23 protein-coding genes and 3 pseudogenes are annotated in these 24,727 nt (G+C 31.0%); 21 read left to right on the forward strand and 5 right to left on the reverse strand.

What is annotated here, in order from left to right:
• The first annotated feature begins 71 nt into the window (after positions 1–71).
• A pseudogene (locus tag ATHE_RS04530) lies at positions 72–1,018 on the forward strand (transposase).
• Between the two features lie 770 nt (positions 1,019–1,788).
• On the forward strand, positions 1,789–2,220 hold the full coding sequence (locus tag ATHE_RS04535; protein ID WP_015907435.1) for a DUF3244 domain-containing protein: 432 nt from the start codon (positions 1,789–1,791) through the stop codon (positions 2,218–2,220).
• Between the two features lie 167 nt (positions 2,221–2,387).
• Here ATHE_RS04535 and ATHE_RS15460 read toward each other — a convergent pair.
• Positions 2,388–3,641: pseudogene (locus ATHE_RS15460) on the reverse strand (IS110 family RNA-guided transposase).
• Between the two features lie 1,342 nt (positions 3,642–4,983).
• Between ATHE_RS15460 and ATHE_RS04555 the strand changes: the two are divergent.
• The 7 genes and pseudogenes from ATHE_RS04555 to ATHE_RS04585 form a co-directional block, all read left to right on the forward strand.
• Positions 4,984–5,387, forward strand: a pseudogene (locus tag ATHE_RS04555) (MMPL family transporter); the annotation flags it as partial.
• 458 nt (positions 5,388–5,845) lie between these two features.
• The gene (locus ATHE_RS04560; protein WP_232422007.1) at positions 5,846–6,535 is read left to right on the forward strand and encodes a hypothetical protein; all 690 of its coding nucleotides are present in this window, start codon (positions 5,846–5,848) and stop codon (positions 6,533–6,535) included.
• 21 nt (positions 6,536–6,556) lie between these two features.
• On the forward strand, positions 6,557–7,318 hold the full coding sequence (locus tag ATHE_RS04565; protein ID WP_015907438.1) for a hypothetical protein: 762 nt from the start codon (positions 6,557–6,559) through the stop codon (positions 7,316–7,318).
• A 677-nt stretch (positions 7,319–7,995) separates the two neighbouring features.
• Positions 7,996–9,168 carry an MFS transporter gene (locus tag ATHE_RS04570; protein ID WP_015907439.1) on the forward strand — a complete coding sequence of 391 codons (1,173 nt, stop codon included), beginning with the start codon at positions 7,996–7,998 and terminating at the stop codon, positions 9,166–9,168.
• 28 nt (positions 9,169–9,196) lie between these two features.
• Complete coding sequence (locus ATHE_RS04575) at positions 9,197–9,460, forward strand: PqqD family protein (protein ID WP_015907440.1); 264 nt, start codon at positions 9,197–9,199, stop codon at positions 9,458–9,460.
• Positions 9,461–10,567: a radical SAM/SPASM domain-containing protein gene (locus ATHE_RS04580; protein ID WP_015907441.1), complete on the forward strand. Its 1,107-nt coding sequence runs from the start codon at positions 9,461–9,463 to the stop codon at positions 10,565–10,567.
• 9 nt (positions 10,568–10,576) lie between these two features.
• Positions 10,577–11,662, forward strand: a complete 1,086-nt coding sequence (locus ATHE_RS04585) for a radical SAM/SPASM domain-containing protein (protein WP_015907442.1) — start codon at positions 10,577–10,579, stop codon at positions 11,660–11,662.
• A 632-nt stretch (positions 11,663–12,294) separates the two neighbouring features.
• Here ATHE_RS04585 and ATHE_RS04590 read toward each other — a convergent pair.
• Both ATHE_RS04590 and ATHE_RS04595 read right to left on the reverse strand, forming a co-directional pair.
• On the reverse strand, positions 12,295–12,744 hold the full coding sequence (locus tag ATHE_RS04590; protein ID WP_015907443.1) for a zeta toxin family protein: 450 nt from the start codon (positions 12,742–12,744) through the stop codon (positions 12,295–12,297).
• A gap of 21 nt (positions 12,745–12,765) precedes the next feature.
• Positions 12,766–13,062 (reverse strand): hypothetical protein, encoded by a 297-nt coding sequence (locus ATHE_RS04595; RefSeq protein ID WP_015907444.1) that lies wholly within the window; start codon positions 13,060–13,062, stop codon positions 12,766–12,768.
• A gap of 350 nt (positions 13,063–13,412) precedes the next feature.
• On the opposite strand from ATHE_RS04595, the gene ATHE_RS14985 reads away from it, so the two are divergent.
• The 10 genes from ATHE_RS14985 (at position 13,413) to ATHE_RS04645 (ending at position 20,876) form a co-directional block, all read left to right on the forward strand.
• Positions 13,413–13,757, forward strand: a complete 345-nt coding sequence (locus ATHE_RS14985) for a zinc metalloprotease (protein WP_015907445.1) — start codon at positions 13,413–13,415, stop codon at positions 13,755–13,757.
• A gap of 21 nt (positions 13,758–13,778) precedes the next feature.
• Complete coding sequence (locus tag ATHE_RS04605) at positions 13,779–14,540, forward strand: hypothetical protein (protein ID WP_015907446.1); 762 nt, start codon at positions 13,779–13,781, stop codon at positions 14,538–14,540.
• Positions 14,541–15,527: 987 nt separating this feature from the next.
• Positions 15,528–15,794 (forward strand): polymorphic toxin type 44 domain-containing protein, encoded by a 267-nt coding sequence (locus tag ATHE_RS14990; protein ID WP_232422018.1) that lies wholly within the window; start codon positions 15,528–15,530, stop codon positions 15,792–15,794.
• A gap of 121 nt (positions 15,795–15,915) precedes the next feature.
• Positions 15,916–16,383, forward strand: coding sequence for a DUF5412 family protein (locus ATHE_RS04615; RefSeq protein ID WP_041727110.1), 468 nt, complete (start codon positions 15,916–15,918; stop codon positions 16,381–16,383).
• A 25-nt stretch (positions 16,384–16,408) separates the two neighbouring features.
• Complete coding sequence (locus tag ATHE_RS04620) at positions 16,409–16,786, forward strand: hypothetical protein (protein ID WP_231503281.1); 378 nt, start codon at positions 16,409–16,411, stop codon at positions 16,784–16,786.
• A 198-nt stretch (positions 16,787–16,984) separates the two neighbouring features.
• Positions 16,985–18,187 carry a hypothetical protein gene (locus ATHE_RS04625; protein WP_015907451.1) on the forward strand — a complete coding sequence of 401 codons (1,203 nt, stop codon included), beginning with the start codon at positions 16,985–16,987 and terminating at the stop codon, positions 18,185–18,187.
• 36 nt (positions 18,188–18,223) lie between these two features.
• Positions 18,224–18,637, forward strand: a complete 414-nt coding sequence (locus ATHE_RS04630; protein ID WP_015907452.1) for a hypothetical protein — start codon at positions 18,224–18,226, stop codon at positions 18,635–18,637.
• 384 nt (positions 18,638–19,021) lie between these two features.
• Positions 19,022–19,429 (forward strand): hypothetical protein, encoded by a 408-nt coding sequence (locus ATHE_RS04635; protein WP_015907453.1) that lies wholly within the window; start codon positions 19,022–19,024, stop codon positions 19,427–19,429.
• 98 nt (positions 19,430–19,527) lie between these two features.
• Entirely contained in the window at positions 19,528–19,815 is a 288-nt protein-coding gene (locus tag ATHE_RS04640; protein WP_015907454.1) for a septal ring lytic transglycosylase RlpA family protein, read from the forward strand.
• A complete protein-coding gene (locus ATHE_RS04645; protein ID WP_015907455.1) occupies positions 19,797–20,876 on the forward strand; it encodes a hypothetical protein in 1,080 nt (359 codons plus the stop codon). The genes ATHE_RS04640 and ATHE_RS04645 overlap by 19 nt, the downstream gene beginning before the upstream one ends.
• Before the next feature lie 128 nt (positions 20,877–21,004).
• Here ATHE_RS04645 and ATHE_RS04650 read toward each other — a convergent pair whose 3' ends face one another.
• Both ATHE_RS04650 and ATHE_RS04655 read right to left on the reverse strand, forming a co-directional pair.
• Positions 21,005–21,610, reverse strand: a complete 606-nt coding sequence (locus tag ATHE_RS04650; RefSeq protein WP_015907456.1) for an FMN-dependent NADH-azoreductase — start codon at positions 21,608–21,610, stop codon at positions 21,005–21,007.
• Between the two features lie 101 nt (positions 21,611–21,711).
• A complete protein-coding gene (locus ATHE_RS04655; protein WP_015907457.1) occupies positions 21,712–22,806 on the reverse strand; it encodes an iron-containing alcohol dehydrogenase family protein in 1,095 nt (364 codons plus the stop codon).
• 153 nt (positions 22,807–22,959) lie between these two features.
• On the opposite strand from ATHE_RS04655, the gene ATHE_RS14760 reads away from it, so the two are divergent.
• Both ATHE_RS14760 and ATHE_RS04660 read left to right on the forward strand, forming a co-directional pair.
• Positions 22,960–23,130: a hypothetical protein gene (locus ATHE_RS14760; RefSeq protein WP_013403648.1), complete on the forward strand. Its 171-nt coding sequence runs from the start codon at positions 22,960–22,962 to the stop codon at positions 23,128–23,130.
• A 157-nt stretch (positions 23,131–23,287) separates the two neighbouring features.
• Positions 23,288–24,727: an NAD(P)/FAD-dependent oxidoreductase gene (locus tag ATHE_RS04660; RefSeq protein ID WP_015907458.1), complete on the forward strand. Its 1,440-nt coding sequence runs from the start codon at positions 23,288–23,290 to the stop codon at positions 24,725–24,727.

A 24,727-nucleotide genomic window follows, 5' to 3' on the forward strand; every position in this document is an offset into this window, starting at 1 on the left:
AAAAAGCCATCCTCCTTGAGGTAAAATTATAGGAAGAGAAGACAAAAAACACATAACAAAGGAGGATGGCAATGACTAATTTTATTAAAACACAAAATCAAAAATTTTTAAAGATACTTATGACAATTGAGAAAGTAATAAAAGCTCTGGGATTAAAGATAAAAAGCAGCAGAAGTAAAAAACCAAAGAAGTTTAAGTTAAGCCATATAATAGCTTGTTTTGTTTACAAAGTCAAAAACAAGATAAACAGCTTCAGGGAATTAGAATACAAGATAAACGAAGATGAAGAATTTAAAAAAGCTATAGGGATAGAGAAGAGCCCCGATCATTCATATTTTTCGAAATGGGCCAAGATAATTGAAGAAGAATATATAGAAGGAATAGCAAGAATTTTAGTGAGAGAAATAGATCCACAGACAAAAATTTGTGCTATAGATTCTACCCCTTTGAGAAGTTTGAGGGGTGACAAAGAAGCAGGAACAGGAGTATGTATTAGTTTAGGTTTTTACAATGGATATAAATTACATGTAATAGCAACAATTGGAGATGAGGTTATACCAATAGTATGGTGGTTGACACGTGCAAATGTCCATGACAGTAAAGTAGTAGAACTTTTGTATTGATCTAAGATATTTGGCTTGATGTGATATTAGCGGATGCAGGTTATGATTGTGTAAAGTGGTTTGAGGTGGCAGATAAACTTGAGATAAAGTTTGTAGCGGCGGTAAATAAGAGAAATAGTAAGGATTTCGGTAATGTAAAAAATATTTTGAGGATAAAGAATATAGAATTTTTAGGAAGTGAAGAAGGGCAAAGGTTGTATAAGCAAAGGACAAAAATTGAAAGATTATTTGGGAAATTAAAAGGAGAATACAATTTAGAACAAGTAAGGTTAAGAGGTTTTAGAACGTATAAGAGGCATGTGGACTGGATAATGATTACTTATTTGATAGAAGTCTATATTCAAAAAATTGAAAACTGTAAATTTTCTTTTAAATACACGTGGAATAATTTGTAATCCTATATAGTAACATTAATGGTATAATTATTTATTCAACAACTTAAGGTTTTTTAATAAAACTTCAGGAGTTTATTTATATAAGATTGAATTAGAAAAGCTAAATTCATTTTCATTGATTTTCTTTTATATAATGCATGTTCTGTTTTTAGGAGCTGTACTTGGAGGGTACGTAGGAGGATATGAGTTTCATAGTAACACTTTTTGTTTTTCTCATATATTTGAAGGTAGAATAAAACAACATGTTCTCAAAATATTTACACTACTTATTTTATTGATTGGAATTTTGTTAATTACATTTATAATCACAAACGTATTCTGTGTTTTTCGAATTTCTGATATTGAATTTAGATTTAATTTTAAAAGATTAATCGGACAATCGTTAGTTGTACTACTGATTTCATTTGAATTAAGTCTTTTTTCATATATATTAGCAATCGTTATAAGAAAAATATATGTTGCGATTTCTGTTGCAGTATTGTTACCGTTTTTGATAAATATTTTATGTAACATCTCTAATGTATTTAAATATTTAAATCAATATTGGTTTACTACAGTTAATTCTATGTTAATATCTCAAGTTTTTTCTAATATAGCTTCTTCAGAAAATTATGTAACAATAAAATTGATTGATAAGAGCATTTTAAATAGTTTCAATCTATTGTTATTAGTTTCTATTAGTTATCTTATAGTGTTTTTAGTAATTATATTACTAATTGGCTTTTTTTGTTTCAGATAATTAGTGTGTACAGGTGGTGGTGGTTGAGCAAATGAGAGCCAAATTTTTACTAAAAGTTATTTTGGTTTGTTTTCTATTTTTAGGTGTGTTGTTGTTTTTTAATTTAGTAAATTTTCGGCAGTTAAGTAGTGATAAAATAAGTTATAATACTTCTATTAATAGGATTGGCACAAAAGAATATACAACAGAAATAAAATTTAACTACAGTGTTACATATGGACAAGAAAAACCTTTTTTGATTTATGTAAACAAGGATTCATTGGTGCTTAATTGTCAACACATAAAGTGTACTAATAAGGTAACAATTAAAATAAAAGACAGAAGAGGCAGGATAATTTACAAAAAAGACATTGGGGATGAAAAAGATGAAAAGTTAGAGATCAGTAACTTGAAAAATGGAGAGTATGAGGTTATTCTTGCTTTTCATAAAGGTGTAGGAGAAGGGTATATAAAAATAGAGTAAAGTATTGTATTACTAAGACAAACGGTATAATGTCAAGGAGGTTTTTAAAAAAATTTTTTTAGATAATTAGGGTGAAAAAGGCAATAGAATACCGAGCCGCTCAGCATGGAAAAATTTAACTGGCAGCTTGTTTGGGAAAGATTATTAAATTAAAAAATTGGGACTAACTAAGTATTGTAAACATCACCTCTTTCTTGATATATTTGACCAAGGCTAGAGCATTGCAAAGATCAGAGGAATTAATCGTCTTGCGGTGAGGACGAGGGCACGTTTATGCTGATGACAGGTCCACCTCTGAAAACTTCTTGTTGTAGAAGGCTTTGTAACGTACTGTGTGCTACAGTACACAGTTAGCAGCTTCAACAAGATAGTATTCTGAGAATATTGGTTACAACACTTAGCTAATGAAACATCTTGGGCATTGAAGTTGCCTGATTGGTACTAAGTCCAAATCAAGCCAGAATACTTTGCCAAAGCAGCTACATTTTTGAAACGCTTGATATCACCGATTTCAGTACAGATAGCAGCTGCAAGAACATCTCCTATGCCAGGGATGGTAGTCAGGGTTTGAGAGAAAGCTTTAAGTAGTTTAGAGATTTCTTTGTCGAGTTTTTTGAGTTGTTCTTGCATAAATCTGATGTTTTCAAGAGTCATAGACAAAGCTAAGTCATTTGCCTCAGCCAACAGAGGATGTAATCTGTATGAACGCTTGAGCCTCGGTTTTAAGTATTTCAGCGATTTTATTGACATCTGAGAGTCTATTGTTGCCGTTATCGGATATGAACTTAATTAAATCTTTCTTGTGGCATGGAGGCAATGTCGTCAGGTGTAAAGTTTTCGATGATAGCACAAGAAGCTTTACCGAAGATATCTGAAAATGGACAGTCTTGAGAATAAGTAGAGAATTTAAGGTATATGAGATTGAGGGCTCTGTTTTTTTCACGTGTCAAATTGTGAACAAGATGATAGCGCATTCTGGTAAGGCGTTGTAGCGCAGCATATTTAAAATCAGGCAAAGGTGTTGGGTTGAGTTTGCTGAACCTGACACTATTGAAGCGATGATAATTGCATCGATGCTATCTGTTTTAGGCAAGAAAGTATAGATTTTTTTAAAGCCTTTGACTATGCTTGGGTTGAGAACATAAAAAGTTGGTTTATATGGCAGCAGTTCAGATGAAGAAGCAAGATACAAGTGCAGATGCCAAGCGTAATGTGAAGTTGCTTCCATGCCAAATTTAACGTAGGATAGATTGTACTGGCTGAAGTAATCAATAACTCCTTCTGATTAATTCATTAGCACCTTCTTGATGGTTAGGCAAGGAAAAAGATTTTTTAATCAAGTGATTACCGGCATCATCGACGAAGAAGATAGAATTTGACTGACTACTGATATCAATGCCCACTATTAAAGTATTTGGCAATTTGAAGACCTCCTTTTTGCAAGTAGTGGTAAGAAAAAGTATTAAGCCCTTTATCCCTGGGGATTACATGACAATAGCAGCCTCGCCGATATTAGAGCTACTTGAGCAGTTTATGCTGTAGCACACATCTGACATGCTCAAATCAGATGTGGTAAACTGCTAGTGCTTAAGCCTTCGAGTAAACATTACTCATGTAATCCTTTGGGGCTGAAGTCTTTCTCAAGCTGTGGCGTGCAGATATCAAAGCACGTCCAGCAGGAGGTGTTCAAAAATATCCAAATAAACTAAATCAGGCTTAAACTTTTTCTGATTTTAGTTTACCAAAGATAAAGGGCAAATTTAAACTGTAGCAGTCAATTTTAATATTCAATTTTTGAGAAGTGAGTATTTTAAGAAAGGTGCATTATCAAAATGAATTTCCAGTAATCAATTGGTACTAATAATTTAATGTACCAATTGAGATATGAATTTTTAAGTGATTTGATAATTATATGTTACGAGTGGTAGGTGGTATAGTGATAAGCTTCAAAACATTAGAATCTGAGATAAAAAAGCTGTTTAAATCTAAACTTATTCTTTTAATATATTTTTTCTACGTAATACTAATGATTATGATATATAGAAACACAAATAGAGACATAACTTCAAATAGTATTTTTTCTCCTTATGCATCAGGTTTGTTGTTATATTGTAATTTAATTGGCGGTATAGCGATAACAATTATTTCTGCTCTAATATGTGATAGAGAATACCAAGCAAATTTACTCTTTATTTATTCTACAATTCTGAAAAGAAAATACTTTTTTTTTACTTAAGCAATTTACAATATTTTGGTGTTCTTTACTTTTCAGTTTGATTTCTATACTTTTGGGTGTGGTTTTTGATGAAGTTATAATTGCTATTACTTTACCATGGTACAAACTAATTATACAATTAATTAGTGTTGTTTTTTGTTTATATTTGGTGGGAAATTTATCATATACGTTGCATCTGTTAACTAAGAATTTTGTTTATTCTTTAAGTTTACCCTTATTTCTGATATTTTTTGAACCAGCAATTCATAAATTTTCTATCAAAGCTTTTTATATAAAGTTTTTGGTTATATTTAATATATACGGTTTCTTAAATGGATTTTTTAAAAATTTAAAATATGGAAGCATAATAATAGTTCCTGAGAATCAAGCATATAATTCGCTGTTAGGATCATTTTTTATACTTTTGAGTTATTTAATCTTTATGTTTACTGTTCAATTTTTATTTATCAAAAGTGAAAAGTTTTCATCTAAATGAAGAAAATAATTAAATATTTTCAAAATTAATTTTCGTTATTGAAGTATTTCTGTTAATAGTTTTTGCTAAGTATTATGTTTATATCTTTCAATAGCAGAGATGATTTTCAAAGGAATATTCAAGTACGAAGCACTCAACTGGGCAGTGCCATTTTTCACCTTTGTTGTGTTATTAGCTCTGGGTATAGACTACAGTGTATTTTTACTGATAAGGTTTTACGAATATAGAAATTTAGAACTTTCAGAAGCACTTAAGTTTACCTCAGCAAACATTGGTCATGTTGTAACATCAGCGGTGATAATTTTAGCTGGCACATTTGCGGCAATGCTGCCATCTGGGATTTTGACATTAATGCAGGTTTCCATCTGTGTTGTGATAGGCCTTGTTCTGCTTGCATTTTTCCTGCTTCCATTTTTGTACAATACTTTGATGAGAATAAAAAGGGATATAATATAAAAGGAACTTCGAAAAAATTTGAAAGCTGCTTCCAAGAGAAGGGGGGCAGCTTTTTGTTTGTGAAAAAACAAGAGAAAATTTAAGAAATTTAGAGATATTAAAAGAAAGAGAGAGCTGATAGCTGAAAATTGCTTAAAATTAACTAAAAAAAAAAAAAAAAACGAGTTTGACAGGATGAAAATTAATAAAGTAAAATTGAGGTGAAAATGCCAAGGAGAAAATTAGTAAATATAGCAATCTGCAAGATTACAGGAGCATTAACTTCTTTAAGAGCCCTAAAGAGGAGGTGGTATGTGAATATGTTGTAGAAAATATAAATTTAGTATCATTAGCAAATATTAGTAAAACAAAGTATACTGACAGGAGGGGAAAAGCAAATGATTGCTGAGAATTTAAAAAAGTTATACAATAAGATTGTGATATCAATTGCCTTAATTATTTTAATCGTAGTTTCTTCTTTGTTAACTATTGCCTATTCTCACGAATTGTATTATATAATCGGTCAGAAATATTCTGTTCGGTGGTACTGGAAAATTACAGAAGGAGGAGTTACTAAGCTTTATATTAAAACTAATAGCGATTATTTGAAATCACCATTTGTTGAGGTATACAACAATGCACTAAACAACTGGAACAATGCTTGGAGCTTAAATTCATCATCTAGCTTTGCAAGATCTTTGAACCTAAAAATACACACATACTCACATGTGAAGTTTGAAAATACTTCATTCAATTCAGCTAAACTGTTCTTTGCGACACCGACAAAAGAATGGTGGAACGCTACCGTTGGAAATAATGGGGATATGGCGGGACTTGCTTTCATAACAAATACAGATGGGATTCAAATTACAGAAAGTAATGTTATAGGAATTAACAACAGAAACATTGGTGCTGGTTCTATTTTCGTAAGTCCATATATAACTGCAAGTAGAAGCGAATTTGAGAGAACGTATATCCTAATGCATGAAATGGGACATATTATAGGACTTGGTCATATAAGCTATGATGACTTGTTAAATCCTTACCCACCTAATACAGTACCAGGTAGAAGTGTTATGACTTATGATTACTTAGCGCAATTTCCAACTCTACATGACATATATGATGTGGAAATAATGTATGGCTTTTCTTGTCGAAATTGGAAGTAAAAAATGAAGGGGGCAAATCGAATGAAAAAGAAAACTAAAATTATAGCTTTGATGTTTAGTTTGACAATGATTGTAGGTATATCTATCATCTTTGTTCATTACGTTAAAAATGCTATTAAAATGAAATCCTATGAAAAACCTTTCTTCACAGGTGCAGTAACAAGAATTGGCTTAGCAATACCACTAACATTTGAATATGGAGTTCAAAAGGCAAAAGTAATAGTTGTTGGGAAAGTTATTAATAAATATGAAAAACTTGAAGATATAGAAGCAAAACCAGGAACACCAGAGCATGCTGTATTATCAAAAATAATGAATAAAGATTCCTCTTTAAATTATCCTGTAATTATTCAAATACCGAGATTTTATGTTACAATTGAAGTTGAAAAGTTTCTTAAAGGAAAAGCCGATAAACGACTAATCCTTGAATTTACTAAGCTTTGTGACAACAATGAAAATCTCTTCAAAATGAACCCAGGAGAAAGATTTGTCTTTATGTTAGAGGAGTCAGATAAACCTGGTATATGGTGGCATAGAGCTGATAAAAGATTTATTTTCAAGGTTAACGATGACAACACGGTATATCCAGCTTGCTGGTGGTATGATGAAAAAAGTAGGAAAAGATTTTTGAATATTACTATAGAACAGTTAGCAGAAGAAATTAAAGAAGCAGAAAAGGTGAAGAATCCACCCATGTATGAGAAATTGTCGCCAAGCGCATCGCAAACGATGTATGAGGAATTAATAAGAAAACAAAAAATGGACAATAACACAAGTAACTAAAGAGTTAATAAAATTTTGAAGTTAAGTTAAAAGTGAAGGGTACTGGTGAGGATAAAAAGGAATATAGTCTAAAAAAAGCATCTTTGAGAGAATATAAAAGCTACCTCCATGAAAGGGGTAGCTTTTTATTTACATAAAAATATGAGAAAATTTAAGGAATTTAGAGATATTTGAAGGAAGAGAGAGCTGATAGCTAAAAATTGCATAAAATCAGCCTAAAAAAAGAAAAAACAAGTTTGACCAAGTAAAATTACTAATGTAGAATTGAAATAGAAATGCCAAGGAGAATATTAATAAATATAGCAATTTGCATATTGCCTTTCGCAAATGAGATAGTTTATATGCAAATAGGATGGTATACCAGGGAATATAAAAAAGAAAATATTAAAACATGCTTATATATAATTATTGAGGTTCAATTTTATCTTACAAAAGAATGATTTGACACTTGATCATCTAAACTATTACATAAAACGCTCATAATGAGCGTTTTATAACATTACAAAATATTCTAACAAGAGAGGAGGTGCTATTTAACGATGAAAAATTACTCTAAACCTGTTGTTAAAAGGGTAGTTAGAGGTTTAGTAGTAATGGGCGGTCACAAAGTTTAAATCATTAGTGGCAAGTCACTAAAAGTGACTTGCCACTACTATCAAGAAACGCGAGGGGATTTTATGTTAGCTTATTATGTAACAATTTTTTTAAAAGGCACTGCAAAAGGGTTATTTTTTCCTATTTGGATATTGCATATATCAAACAACAAAATTTCTTTGTTTTTTATTGGCATATTAGGTACAATTTTGGAAACAGTTAGGTTTATCACAGAAATTCCTCTTGGGGCATTTGCAGATAAATATGGTAGAAAAGTTTCATTATTTTTATCAGCTTTTTTATATTTTATGGCTTTTTTCTTATTTTCATTGGGAAATACAATTTATATGTTTGTATTTTCAGTATTAATAATGGGATTAGCTGATTCTTTCGAATCTGGAGCATTAGAGGCATGGTTAGCTGATCATTTGATTCTGAAAGGGAAAGTCGATAAACTTGAAAATGAGTTGAGAAAAATGTACATTATTTTGATTGCTGGAAGTATTATTGGAGCAATTTTTATAACCCATTTGTACAAAATGAATACTATTATGCCATTTTTAGTGTCAGCAGTATTATATTTAATTGCTACCTTAATAACATGTATTTTTGTACCTGAATCGTTGCCAGTATCTCGTAGTTCGAATATCAATAAGTCAATAATAAATAAAATAAAATTATCTGTTTCTTATGTGATGTCAAGTAAAACTCTATTGTTATTGTCATTAGCAATGTTTTTATTTGCAATAGGATTTGATGGTATAGAAAGATTTTATCAGACATATTTAAAATATAGAAAATTCAACGTTTTTTGGATAAGCAATATATATATAATTAGTGCTATTTTTGGTCTTGCGTTTATGTTTTTACAAAACATGTTGATTAACAATAAAAAAAATGATTTATTAATAATTGGCAATCTAAAAATTTCAATGTTTATAATACTAACTGTTGCTATCTTTATAAACTTAAATATTATCTCATACTTATGTTTAGTGTCCTTTTTTGTATTAGAAGTTATTCTTAGACCTTATCTTCAAAGCTATCTAAATAAATTTATTGATTCTGAAATAAGGGCTACTACATTATCTTTTTTTCAATTTGCAGAAGCGTGCGGCGAAATTTTAGCAGGTATAGGAATTGGTTACTTTATAAAGGTTTTAGGCATTTCATATGGTTTGTTTGTAAGTGCCGTATTTATTTTAATTTCGGGTTTAGCAGTTTTTGTTTTGTTATTTTTTGAAAGGATATATTGAAATATTGATTAAAATGGGGGGTGTTTAGATGCCTAAATATAAACAAGTAAAAGTGGATTATAGAATATTTAAAAATGGATATTTATTTAGTAATGGAATTGCTTTAAACAAGACAGCTTTTGAAATATGGGAATGTTGTAGAGAACCTGTAGATGAGAATATAATTGTAAAAAAGTTCTTTGAAAAATATATGCCTCAATCTGATGAAGATAAAAAAATGATTATTGAAGATATAAAAAATTGCCTGAATTTATTGATAGAAGGGAATCTTATCGAAAGGATTGGTAAATGAATGGAATTAGTGGATACTTCTATTAGAATTAGGAAGATATTAGGTGATATACCAATACTTGCTGCTTCAATAAGAGTAACAAAAAGATGTAATGCATTTTGCAAACATTGCTATGGTAACTCAGGTGAACCATTTAATAATGAGTTAACTACTCGAGAAATTAAGAAGCTAATAGACGTTTATAGTGATGAATTTGGAGTAAAGAAAATCTTTTTTACAGGCGGTGAGCCATTTGCAAGAGGAGATATAGTAGAGATATTACAATATGCGTACTATAAAAATATGGAAATATTAATAAGTACTAATGGTTCTCTACTCACAAAAGATATACTAAAAGAAATACAAAATATAAACTTTTCTATGTTTCAAATTAGTATTGATGGACCTAAGGAAATTCATAATAAAATTAGAGGTGATGGGTTTTTCGAAAAAGCAATAAATGCTTTAAAATTATTAAAAGAGTTGAATTTTAAAAATGTGACAATAGCTACTTGTCTTATGAAAGAAAATTATGATCAAATTAATAAAATAATTGATATTGTAGTTGAATATGAAGTTGATATATATTCTTTAGTTTTACTTTTAGTAGCTGGTAGAGCTAATAGTGAATTAGATGTAACTTCGCAAGAATTAAAATTAGCAATTAATGATTTGTTTAGTGCTTATAGAAAATATAAAGGAAAATTCAAGTTAGCAGAAAATAGTATTATTCCGCCAGCTTTAGTACCTGCCGATTTACGAGAAGAAGGTCTGCATAAGCAATTTGAGGTATGTTGTGCATTTCCTAATATCATAGGTATTGAAGCAAATGGTGATGTTGCTCCATGTGATGGTTTTTTTACTTTTCCTGAGTATATTGCAGGAAACATAAGAGAATCTTCTGTCTTGGATATATGGGAAAGGTCTAATGTATTTTCAAAGTTGTCCGAACTAAATAGATTAGATATTAAAGGTGTTTGTAGTAAATGTATATTTCTAAGTACATGTGCAGGTAGTTGTCGTGCCTCAGCGTATGCGTATTATAAAGATATACATGCACCATTTCCAACGTGCCAAAAACTATATGAAGAGGGTCTTTTCCCGCCAGATTGTATAGTAGGAGAGTGAATTTTGAAAATGTTTGTAAATAGTGAAGATATTTTCAGTAGCATACCCATATTATCTGCTTCGGTTAAAGTTACTCGCAAATGTAATTTAGCTTGCAAACATTGTTATGTAGCAAATAAAAATTTTGATTATCAAAGTGAACTTTCTGTTAACGAGATTAAATTGATAATTGAACAGTTATATGAGGCAGGTTGTTTAGACTTGTATTTAAATGGTGGAGAACCTTTTCTAAATGAAAACATATTAGAAATTTGTGAATTTGCACATAATAAAGGATTGAGAATTTCAGTGAGTACTAATGGAATTACTATCGACGAAGAAATAATAAAAATATTATCAAAATTTAATTTGAAGATTTTTCAAGTTAGTATAGATGGATTAGAAGAAACACATGATAAAATAAGAAATAAAATAGGAGCTTTTAGAGAAGGAATAAAAGCATTAAATTTAGCAAAGAGATATTTTAAAAATTCTGATACTACAGTAATAATGGCAACGACATTAATGGAAGATAACAAAAATCAAATTTTCAAGTTATATGATTTAGCTTGTGAATTAAACGTTGATACATATGCATTAATTCCATTACTTCCAACAGGAAGAGCTTGTTCTGCAATAGATGTATCAGTAAAAGAAAAAATGGATATTTTTAGTAATATAGCAGAATATTTTGTAAGTAAAAATACTTCTACCGAGCTAAGTCTTATTTTACCACCTGGTTTAATACCAAAAGTATTATCAACAAGAAAGTATGGGAAAGGTTATTACTGTACATTTCCAAACATAATAGGAATTGATTCTAATGGGAATATAGCACCATGTGATGGTTTATTAAATATAAATGAATTAATTATTGGGAATATTAGAAAAAAAACTATAGAAGAATGCTGGTACAGTTTTGTTATGGAGGAAATAAGAAATATCAATGTAAATCAATTAAAAGGAGTCTGCTCAATGTGTAAATTTCTCTCTACTTGTAGAGGTGGCTGTAGAGCTTATGCATATATCAAAACAGGTAGTTTTTATGCTTCTGATCCATTATGTCAAGAAATTTACGAAGCTGGTTTATTTCCTAAAGAATCTTTAAAGACATAGTTTATATTTTTTTATTTCGTTAGCAAACCAAATGTTTCCATAAATGTACTTTTATTAAGAATTTTAGCTTTGATAGAAGTTTATATCTGCATTGTAATAGAGTTAGTTCTGCCTGCATTTTTCCTACATCCGTTTTTGTATAGTACTTTAATAAGAGTAAAAAGGGATATAATATAAAAGGAAATTCGAAAAAATTTGAAAGCTGCCTCCAGAGAAGGGGGCAGCTTTTTGTTTGCGAAAAAACAAGAGAAAATTTAAGAAATTTAGAGATATTAAAAGAAAGAGAGAGCTGATAGCTGAAAATTGCTTAAAATTAACTAAAAAAAAAAAAACGAGTTTGACAGGATGAAAATTAATAAAGTAAAATTAAGGTGAAAATGCCAAGGAGAAAATTAGTAAATATAGCAATCTGCAAGATTACAGGAGCATTAACTTCTTTAAGAGTCCTAAAGAGGAGGTGGTATGTGAATATGTTGTAGAAAATATAAATTTAGTATCATTAGCAAATATTAGTAAAACAAAGTATACTGACAGGAGGGGAAAAGCAAATGATTGCTGAGAATTTAAAAAAGTTATACAATAAGATTGTGATATCAATTGCCTTAATTATTTTAATCGTAGTTTCTTCTTTGTTAACCATTGCCTATTCTCACGAATTGTATTATATAATCGGTCAGAAATATTCTGTTCGGTGGTACTGGAAAATTACAGAAGGAGGAGTTACTAAGCTTTATATTAAATTTTTTATCCATGCTCTCTTCAAAGATTTTCAGTGTCCATTCTCTTACATCTGGATCTGTTAATTTGGCGAATAGCTTATTGTAATTTTTAAATATTTCTTCAGCTTTCGGGTGATATTTTCTAAAATCATCACCGTTTATTTTTACAACGTTGCCATCTTTAAAAAATTCGTTTTCTGATAATGTTATTATTTTGCTTTTTCCTGCCCCAGGTTGTCCGCCAAGAATAATTATTTTAGGGTAATCAACTGGACTCTTGTTTTCAAAAATTTTTTCCCTTATATCATGTAAAACTTTATCATGCTCTTTACTATTTAGTTTATAAAGATTTTCATTAATCATTTGTGTTTTTCCCTTCTTGATTTAAAAGGTTTTAGAGTTTATAATTTTTTCTTCATCGATTGACCGAGAGAGGAGAGCATAAGCAGTTAGTGCCCTTTCAGTTGCATCTTTGTCACCACGATAGATGAGATCTCTTTCTTTCCACAGTGTTTTTAAGATTTTTTCTATTTTTTGAATCTTTCGTTCTTTTGTTTCGTTATCAAGAGACAAATCTTCAATTTTAATTTTTATATTGGTTAGCTTACCGAGAAGTCCCATAACTGTATCAATAGCAACCTCATGTTTAATATCTTCTTGAATAGTTTTTATATCGCTCATCTTCATCATCCTCCTTCAATTAAATAATAGCACTTTTGAGCTGAAATATGCAAGTTTTTGTTATAAAAAAATGTTGAGTTATTTTGAGATTGAAATAGCGTTAGCCATGTGTTAAAATTAATAGCGATTATTTGAAATCACCATTTGTTGAGGTATACAACAATGCACTAAACAACTGGAACAATGCTTGGAGCTTAAATTCATCATCTAGCTTTGCAAGATCTTTGAACCTAAAAATACACACATACTCACATGTGAAGTTTGAAAATACTTCATTCAATTCAGCTAAACTGTTCTTTGCGACACCGACAAAAGAATAGTGGAAAGCTACCGTTGGAAATAATGGGGATATGGCGGGATTTGCTTTCATCACAAATACAGATGGGATTCAAATTACAGAAAGTAATGTTATAGGAATTAACAACAGAAACATTGGTGCTGGTTCTATTTTCGTAAGTCCATATATAACTGCAAGTACAAGCGAATTTGAGAGAACGTATATCCTAATGCATGAAATGGGACATATTATAGGACTTGGTCATATAAGCTATGATGACTTGTTAAATCCTTACCCACCTAATACAGTACCAGGTAGAAGTGTTATGACTTATGATTACTTAGCGCAATTTCCAACTCTACATGACATATATGATGTGGAAATAATGTATGGCTTTTCTTGTCGAAATTGGAAGTAAAAAATGAAGGGGGCAAATCGAATGAAAAAGAAAACTAAAATTATAGCTTTGATGTTTAGTTTGACAATGATTGTAGGTATATCTATCATCTTTGTTCATTACGTTAAAAATGCTATTAAAATGAAATCCTATGAAAAACCTTTCTTCACAGGTGCAGTAACAAGAATTGGCTTAGCAATACCACTAACATTTGAATATGGAGTTCAAAAGGCAAAAGTAATAGTTGTTGGGAAAGTTATTAATAAATATGAAAAACTTGAAGATATAGAAGCAAAACCAGGAACACCAGAGCATGCTGTATTATCAAAAATAATGAATAAAGATTCCTCTTTAAATTATCCTGTAATTATTCAAATACCGAGATTTTATGTTACAATTGAAGTTGAAAAGTTTCTTAAAGGAAAAGCCGATAAACGACTAATCCTTGAATTTACTAAGCTTTGTGACAACAATGAAGATCTCTTCAAAATGAACCCAGGAGAAAGATTTGTCTTTATGTTAGAGGAGTCAGATAAACCTGGTATATGGTGGCATAGAGCTGATGACAGATTTATTTTCAAGGTTAACGATGACAACACGGTATATCCAGCTTGCTGGTGGTATGATGAAAAAAGTAGGAAAAGATTTTTGAATATTACTATAGAACAGTTAGCAGAAGAAATTAAAGAAGCAGAAAAGGTGAAGAATCCACCCATGTATGAGAAATTGCCGCCAAGCGCATCGCAAACGATGTATGAGGAATTAATAAGAAAACAAAAAATGGACAATAACACAAGTAACTAAAGAGTTAATAAAATTTTGAAGTTAAGTTAAAAGCGAAGGGTACTGGTGAGGATAAAAAGGAATATAGTCTAAAAAAAGCATCTTTGAGAGAATATAAAAGCTACCTCCATGAAAGGGGTAGCTTTTTATTTACATAAAAATATGAGAAAATTTAAGGAATTTAGAGATATTTGAAGGAAGAGAGAGCTGATAGCTAAAAATTGCATAAAATCAGCCTAAAAAGAGAAAAAACAAGTTTGACCAAGTAAAATTACTAATGTAGAATTGAAAGAGAAATGCCAAGGAGAATATTAATAAATATAGCAATTTGCATATTGCCTTTCGCAAATGAGATAGTTTATATGCAAATAGGATGGTATGCCAGGGAATATAAAAAGAATATATTGCAACATGTTTATGTTTGTTACCATTATTTGTCTATTTGTTTATTATACTTAAAAGATTTCAAGTTACAATGGCATCAACTTCTCATGGGCGCTCATGAGAGGATGCAAAATAAAATAGGTAGGAGGAATGGGAATATGAAAAGCAGTAAAAAGAAGTTAGCTTTTTTAAGTATTATGACGATTTTTGTATTTAATATTTAATGTATTTAACTTCTCTTTGTCATATGCTGAAGATGAAAAATATAAGATAGTTGGCAACTATACATTGCAAGATAGTAAATTGATAGAAAGTTTGCTCAACATTAATAGTCTTGTGCTAAAAAGTCCTAAAAATTATTTAAGGATTAATGATGATGGAAGTATTACTGTCAATGAATCAATAAAAGATATAGTCAAAGACGATAATTTAATATTGAAGTGTAAAGAATGCATAAAATACCTTAACTTAGCTATAGAGGAATGAATTATAGAAGTAAAAGATGATTTTAGTATACAGCTTTCAAAAAATATACAACTAAAAAATAAAAGTGTAAAAAGCAATAAAAATTCAATTGTTATTCAGCATGATCCAGATGAGCCAGAGCGTGTATATTTGATAGAAATGTGCAGAGCTAATGTAAATGAATTGAACGGTATTTATTTATCAACATTAATTATTAATGGAAATGCTGCCTTAGCGTATTCTGCAAAAGTTGCATATTGGACATCTAAAGTAAGAGAAGGTGGTGATTGGGATTACAAAAGAATATATGGATGGAATAAATTATATAAAATCGTTGTTGATGGTAAGATAGAGTATATACATGGAGAAGATATTGGTAATATTCATTATGGATATACAGGTAGATCACTACCTCTTCCAGCATAAGTTTTATGTGCAGCTGACGGACTTGTTCAAATATTATCTGGAACATGGGATATTTCTTACTATAAAAGCTATTTTGATGATCCGAAAGATCAAGAAGCAATTAGGAAAGGGATATCATGGTATGAGCAAGGTTTATAAATCTAATGGTTCAGCTGAAGTAAACAATGGTTCTTTTAAAAGAATATTAATCAAATTACTGAAAACAATATTAATGCTTATATTATTATTTTCTTTTTTTGTCTACTGGCTATTTTTTGATATAAACAGACTTCCGCATGGCGAATTTTTAAGTGAATCTTTATCCCCTGATGGAAAATATAAAATTAAATTTTACTTAATCAATGGTGGTGCAACAACAGCATATGGAGTTAGAGGGGAGCTGTGTTATAAAAATGGCTTAAAAATTAGAAACATATACTGGAACTACCCGGAAGATAAAGCTGATGTTAAATGGATAAATAATCATGTAGTTATAATTAATGGTCACAGATTAGACATTTTTAAAGACTCTTTTGATTTTAGAAAAGAATCTTTAAAAAGGCTGATAGAAAAACTTCGAAGTAAAAAAACAAAATTTCACGGTAAGTGATTAAGGCGGTGATGTTTTTGTATTGTTGCCGTATGAAAAGAATGTATATGTATTAAAAGTCGATTCATGGATGACAAGTGAGCAGTATATCAAATATAAAGAATCATTGAGAATTAATGAAAATTTAATTGAAAACAAGAACTATGCTACACAGTTTAAAGAGCAAACTACTAAATATAGTATAGGTACTTCTGGTCTGACAAGAGACCAAATAATGTCTATTGCTTACCAGTACAATAATTACAAATGGTATTGTTCAAAACAAAATTATGATGGTTCAAAGGCAGCAAATCCTAATTTGTGGCGAAGACCAGGTTATGTTCAAGTTATTCACCGCGCGCGAAGTAAGTCTGATGTAGAAAGTTCATATGGTGCATACAAATGTCCTTTTGTAAGTAATTAAGTATATTTTTATTGATTGCATTATGCATGATAGTGATGCCTCTCTTGTGGTTGTATGTCTAATTGACCATAAGAGAGGATTTTCATATTTCTTAACTTTAAATTTGTTAGGTTTACGATGTTTAAAAACCTCTATTGCAAATGTGTTAAATAAAATTTTGATAATTTTATAACAAAATAAGAAAAAGGATGTGAGTACATGAAGTCAAATAATAAAGTTACTATGAAAAAACTTCTTTTTGCTGGACTGATATTATTTGCAATAGTTTTAATAGGATTTTTGTATGCATATTTTCTTCAATCAGACATTGAAAAAATAGGATATGTAAAAGTATTAAATAACAAAAATCGAAATGTGTTATATGGTAGAGAGTTTGAGGGAAGACTTGTTGACAGCAGAGGGAATGATAAATTATTATTCAAATTTAAAACAACAGATGCTGGGATTGACAATAATTTTACGCTTTTTCCACGTCGATTTTTTGCATGGGGGAAAAATTATGTAGCTTATACACAAAATCTTAAAGAAGTAATTCTGGTTGATTATAAAACCGGAAAAGAAGTATATAGGCAAGGACTAAATGAGAGGGTTGAGTTTATTAATGTAAACAAGGAAAGAGAAGAATTTGTAATTGCCTCTGAAAAGGCACTATATATATTGAAATATCAGAAAAAAAAGAGTAATGAGAAAAAATCTTCGTTCATATTGGCACGTATAGCAGAAGGCAAATTTTGCTGGCCTTCTCTTTCGTGTGATAGCAGATATATAGTGTGTGGAGAAAATAACAATAAGGAAAACTATTCAGCTACATCGTTTGTTATGATTGATTTGCAGAATAATACAAAGAAAAAGATTCTCTCTGAAAAAATAGATAATTTACCCTTAACACAAGATTATAGATTGATATTTTCTACTGCTATAAGCAACGATAATAAGTGGGTTGTAATTAGCACCTCCTCATCGGCGTCTCCACCATATGTATATCTAATGGCTGTAAACTTAAAAAGCGGAACTATAAGAGAATTTTCTGAAATTACAGGTTTATGCAACTCACCAGGTTTCTTTATTTCAAATGATAAATACATGTTTGCACAGGGAGAACCAGAATATCGAGAATTTGGGGATTATTCTTCTATTATTGACCCATTTAGATCAAAACCAGTTATTCTTGACCTTAATACTGGAAAGTTGGAGATTGTTAACGATGTGCCCAAAGACATTAATGCCTATTGGCCGATATATGGAAATGATAAAGCAATTTATTTTATTGACAGAAACTATCAGTCATTTGTACCTAATAAAATTTTTGATACTAATATTTATAGACTAAAAAATAAAAAGGTTGAGCTATTATTTCAAATAAAGGGCGGTATTGTGAGTTATGATGTGATTTCAAGGTAAAACTTTTATGTTAATCCAAGTTTAGATGTCTATTGCTTGCTTGATGCAAACAAATTACAAAAAGTAAAAGAGTATTATGGGATAGGATTTGTTTGGGATAGTCGGAAAGAAAATATTTATTATGTTTTGCCGCAACCACACTTTTCAAATCTGAGAGGCAGAGAAAAGATTTATAAAAATGACCAAGTCATTTTTGAAACGTCTGATAATGAGAGTATCCTCAAAGGTCCTTATATTTCTGAAAATAATGATATTGCATTCTACACGAAAGATATAAATGCTGAAGATGAAGTGAAGCTTAATATAGGCAAAGTTAAAGATGAAAGGATTGTAATTAATAAAAGGGTAAAGTGGGATGAAGAAACGGGAGCGGTAACGTTTACTGATAATTCTATTCAGATTAGAAGCAGTAGTGGAATAAAAGAGTATAAAATTGACGATATAAAATAACAAAGTTTTTTACTAAAAAATTAAAGGGGTTTCTATTTGTTTGCGGAAAAACAAGAGAAAATTTAAGGAATTTAGAGATATTTGAAGAAAGAGAGAGCTGATAGCTAAAAATTGCTTAAAATTAACTAAAAAAACGAGTTTGACAGGATGAAAGTTAATAAAGTAAAATTGAGGTGAAAATTCCAAGGAGAATATTAATAAATATAGCAATTTCCATATTGCCTTTCGCAAATGAGATAGTTTATATGCAAATAGGATGGTATACCAGGGAATATAAAAAAGAAATTATTTATTTTAATTTTGAGATATTTCAACTGGTATTGGCATTAACCTTTCATGGGCGCCCATGAAGGGATGCAAAATAAAATGGGAGGTGGATGGTAGATGTTTTCCAAAAAAATGCTTAGAATGAACTTTGTCAAAATCATTGCTTGTTGTTCAGTTTTGCTTTTAGTGTTAAGTAGTTGGAATTCTTTAGCTGCAACGGCTTTGAATAGTAACGAAATTGATAAAAGCCATAATAATAAAATACCCTCTTATATGAAGCCAGGCACGATTATTACATTTGATGAAAATGGGAAATTAATTATTTTGTCTGAAGGCAGTGATAATTTAATTTCATTATCAAAAGAAGACAAAAAAATAGCAGAAAATTGTAAACCGCTACCTGAAGAGGATTTACCTGAAGTAGAGCCTGGAATGATAGTTGTATATGACGCATTAGGTGCACCAGTTGTTATTCATCAGGGGCAAGAAGAACCTTTGAAAATTGATTTAAAAGAAGTGAATTAGATGAAATCAAAACTAATGATAGTAAATCAGAAAAAATAGAAAATAAAGCAAACGATGATGAAAATAGTAATAACATTTTGCAACAGGGTGCTAAAAAGTTGAATACAGAAACAGGTTATATTTCATGGTATAATGGTGAAGGGAAAAAAGGAGCAGCAGGAGTAATATTGGATAGCGAAAGTGCTGCACATAAGACAATTGAATTTTGGACAAGGGTAAAGGTAACCAGTCTTGAAAATGGCAAAAGCACAACAGTAAAAATATTAGATAGAGGTCCATATGTGCAAGGTAGAATATTGGATATGGTAAAAACAGCATTTTCAAAAATTCATAATACAAGTAAAGGAATTTTTAGGGGGAAAATAGAATGGAATACTCAAAGTTAAAAATAGATGTAATAAGGATAGTAGCAATTTTATTGCTACTATCCTTATCTTTAGGAATTTATAATAAAGCAGAAGCCGGTAAAGAAGAGGTAGTGGAAAAGTTACTTGTCTCAGTATATGATAAAAATGGAAAGACTCATATGTGGAAGGTTATACCTAAAAAGAAAAAGGAAGAACTAATTCTTAAAAACAGGGAAGTCATGACCTTTGGTGATATTTCCACAAATGAAGAATGGCTTGCGTATGCTGATGCAATTGGAACTGGACCTTGGGAGTTGTTTGTGAAGAATTTAAAAAATCAGAAAGTATTCCAAGTTACTAATGATCAAGCTGGAGAAATAGATATTGAAATTCTCAGTGAAAAACCTTTGAAAATATGTGTATCAAGAGTTGGATTGAGTTCTCCAATACCAAGAATATGGATTTTTGATGTTGAAAAGAAAAAAGCTCAAATGGTAAAACCTATAAATTCTGATATGGTATTTGATAGCATTGAAGTGATTGATAGTAATCATATTTTTACTGTCTCTTATTCATCTATGGATGAGAAAAAGATGTATGAGGATAATTCCTCAGTTGATTCAATAAAACATACTTTTTACATCATTGATTTAAAAAATCAAAAATATACAAAAATTACTGAACTCAAAGCGGGATCAATTGGAGCTTTAGGTTTTGTACCAAAGAGTAATATTATTACTTTTAGTGCAACCAATATTTATCTAAACTCTACCAGAAAAAAGGGAGAAACGGGCATATACAAGTTAGATCTAAAGTCAAAAGTAATAGTGCCAATACTAACTGAAAGTATGCTAAAAAAAATAAAAGATACACCTGTTGAGGAGTTTGCCTCTCCGATAGAAGGTTATTTAAGTAATGATGGAAAAAAACTCTGGTTTATCGGTATTCCTAAAAATGTAAAGAGAATGATGTTTGGTGAAGGGATTGAAGCTTATCCAAGCGCTGTTTTTGAATATGATTTAAGAGAGAAAAAGGTACGAAAAATATTTGAAAAAAAGAATACTTTTGTAACAGGAATGACAGTTTCATATGGAAAATAAAAATAATGTTAAATCTAATTACTGTATCAAAGTATGAAATAAACGAACACTTTGTATTGCAAGAAAGGGGCTATCAAATTATCTTTTTTTGACAGCCCCTGTTTTAATCTGTTCCCAAAATTTTCTTTTTAAAATCCTTTTGCTATTTCCTCAGCCTCTTTCAACGCAGTGAACATAATCTTTTCTACATCCTCACCTACGATGTCAAGCCGTTGAGCTGTTATCGTTTTAAAATCCTCAACTCCCATAAAACCCAAAATTGTTTTCAGGTACCTGTTTGCCATCTCAAAGTCCGAAAATGGTAGTGTTTTGTACTCTCCGCCTGTTGCCATGATATGAACTGCTTTTTTACCGCGAAGAAGACCCACAGCCCCTTGTTCAGTGTATTTAAAGGTTATTCCTGAGACTGTGATATAGTCTATATATGCCTTGAGGATTGCGGGAATGCCCAAATTCCACATAGGTGCTGCAAACACATACTTGTCAGCCTCAGCAAACTGATAAGCATACTTCAAAATATGGTGATGCTTTGATGCCTCAGTCTTTGGAGCAAAGATATCGTTGATATCCTCTTGAGAAAGAAAATGAATTCCTTCTTTGTAAAGGTCCAAAGTAATAATCTGGTCGTTTGGATGAAATTCTTTGTATACCTTTATAAAATGTTCCGAGATTATAAATGTTCTTGAACTCTGGTTGCTCTTTGGATTAGCTTTTATATACAGTAGCTTTGCCATTCTGAACTTCTCCTCTTCTCAATATACCTCTCATATAAGTAATTTTCTTGATTATATTATACCCTTGTAAATCGATTATATAACTATGAATTTATTTTAAATTACTCAACCGAACCTTTTACAACATCTATCATTTCATCAAGCGAGACTGCATGTCTTAAATTTGCTACATTTTTAGACTCGAGGGCTCTTTTTGCATAATATTCTATTCTGTCACTTGGCAATTTTGGAATAGATTCTTTAACAAAAAATCTTACAAACTCAGAAAATTCGTCTATGCTTTCAAAGCCCATGCAGTTTAAAGCAAAGCTTACTTCTTCTTTTAAATATTTGCTTTCAAGCCTCAAAAAGCTTGAAAGTAAAATTGCATTGGCTCTTCCGTGTGGGATGTCATGGTAATAAGTAAGATTGTAACCTAAAGGATGAACAATTAAAGTACCTGTCTGTGCAATGATTATTCCACCAATCAATGATATCCATGCAAACTTTTCAAGGTCAGTTTCTTTTAGAGTGTTTTCTTTTAGATTACCTTTTGAGCTTGCAAACAAGCTCAAGGCTTTTTTAGAGTAAGCTTCAATTATATGGTCTGAGAATTTTGAAAGGTAGCCTTCTATCACATGAGAAAGAGCATCAAAGAGAGTGTTTACAATAACGTTATGTGGCAATGTTAAAAGATATTTGTAATCCACGATTGCTATTTTCGGGAAAATTAATTCTGACGCAAAGCTCTTTTTGTTTTCAATGGTTTTAAGTGTAAGAATTGAATATGGAGTAACCTCGCTTCCTGTGCCACATGTTGTTGGAATTGCAACTATAGGTAAGCACTTTTCAAATTTTGAGTCAAAAAGATCCTGCGCTTTTAGATTTTTTTCAGCACACAGCACTGCTACTGCCTTTGATGAGTCAAGAGGAGAACCTCCACCAATTCCAATTATAAAGTCTGGGGAAAACTCTCTTGCCAATTTTGAAACTTCATCTATCTGTTCTACGCTTGGGTTTTGAGCAATTTTGCTGTATATTGAATATTCAATTGAAAGTTCCTTTAATACAGTTGTTACATCTTCTAAGGAACCATTCATAAGAGAAGATGGAGATGTCACGATAAAAGCTCTTTTGCCAAGCTTGAAAAGGTCTTTATTCTTCAAAACACCATCTTTTTCAAATATGACCTTTGTTGGCATAAAAAATTTGCTCATTTTTAAAGCCTCCTTCACAGTACTATACTATTTGTGCTTTAAAATAAATTATAGCACATATTTTGTGTTAAAGACGTATAAAAGACCATCTTTACAGGAAAAGTTATTTATTATAGAAAGTATTTTAAGACCAAGCCAGAGGTGATAAAAAACATGGCAAGCAAGGAACAGCAAAGAGCAGTTGCCAAACTCTGCCCAGAGTTTAACGATGGTGGTTATTCTCACAAAGGTGATATAAGCTGTGAAGTTTGTATTCACTGGGATGGGAAAAGGTGCAATATAAACTATTTTGATAATGTTCTGACCAGCATGGACCAGACATAGAGTTTGTAATGGGTCTTTGAAAATTTTTATTGATTTTTTGATTGAATTGTCTTAAAATAAAGCTTGGCAAGAGATGTGGAGAGCCTGCAAATAGCTTCATTTAAAAAGGGGCTATTTGCAGGCTTTTTATTTACCATATTTTGAAAAGGGTGATAATATGAGCAGAATTTATGATGTTGCTGTAATAGGAGCGGGAGTTGTTGGCATGTCAATTTTAAGAGAACTAACACGTTACAGATTAAAAGTATGCAGTCTTGAAAAGATGGAAGATGTTGCAGAAGGTGCGTCCAAAGCAAACTCCGCAATAGTGCATGCAGGTTATGACCCAATTGAGGGGACCCAAAAGGCAAGATTCAATGTTGAGGGTAACAATATATTTGCAGATATTTGCAATGAACTTGATGTTGAGTATAAGATGATTGGTTCGCTTGTGGTTGCATTTGATGACCATGAAATAAATGTATTGGAAGAACTTTTGCAAAGAGGAAAAAGAAATGGTGTTAAAGGGCTTGAGATAAAAAGTCAAGAGTGGGTTTTTGCAAATGAGCCGAATTTGAGCAGAAACATAAAAGCAGCACTTTTTGCTCCATACTCTGGAATTACAAATCCGTATAAATTAACAGTCGCCCTTTTTGAAAATGCTATTCAAAATGGAGCAGATGTGATATTTGGCTTTGAAGTCTGCAAAATAGAAAAAGATGGAGACTATTTTGTGGTTCATTCAGCGGACGGCCACTTTATAAAAACCAGGGTTTTAATAAACTGTGCAGGAGTGTATGCAGATGAAATAAGTAAATTGGCAGGAGCAAAGCTTTTTAAAATATATCCAAGACGCGGACAGTACTACATCTTAGACAAGCCAGATAAGATGCCAGTTACCAGAGTCATTTTTCAGGTACCCACAGAAAAGGGAAAAGGAATTTTAGTTGCCCCGACTGTAGATGGAAATTTACTTATTGGACCAAACTCTGAGTATATAGATGACAAGGATGACACAGCTACAACCCAAAAGGGGCTTGATGAGGTATTTGAAAAGGCAAGGAAAGTATTGCCAAGCCTGAGCAAGAGAGATGTAATAACAATCTTTTCGGGAATCAGAGCAACACCGGATACTCATGACTTTATTATTGAAGAAGACGAAGATGTCAAAAACTTTATAAACGTTGCAGGAATTGAGTCACCAGGTCTTACCGCATCGTTGGCAATAGGAAGGTATATCGCTGGACTTGTAAGCAGAAAACTTAACGCGAAAAGAAATCTTAATTTTAATCCTTATAGGGAAGATATAAAAAGGTTTTCAAAGCTTTCTGATGAAGAAAAAGAAAGAATGATTAAGCTTTATCCGAGTTTTGGGAACATTGTGTGCAGATGTGAGCTTGTGTCTGAATATGAGATAGTTGAAGCAATAAAAAGAGGTGCAAGGACCATAGATGGTATCAAAAGAAGAACAAGAGCTGGTATGGGAAGGTGCCAGGGAGGATTTTGTCTGCCTCGTGTGATGGATATACTTTCAAGGGAGCTAAAAATTGACAAAACTAAAATAACAAAATTTGGAATAAACTCTTATATTCTGACCGAGAAAAGGTGGGAAGACTGA

The sequence above is a fragment of the Caldicellulosiruptor bescii DSM 6725 genome, assembly GCF_000022325.1.
GTDB classification, from domain to species: domain Bacteria; phylum Bacillota; class Thermoanaerobacteria; order Caldicellulosiruptorales; family Caldicellulosiruptoraceae; genus Caldicellulosiruptor; species Caldicellulosiruptor bescii.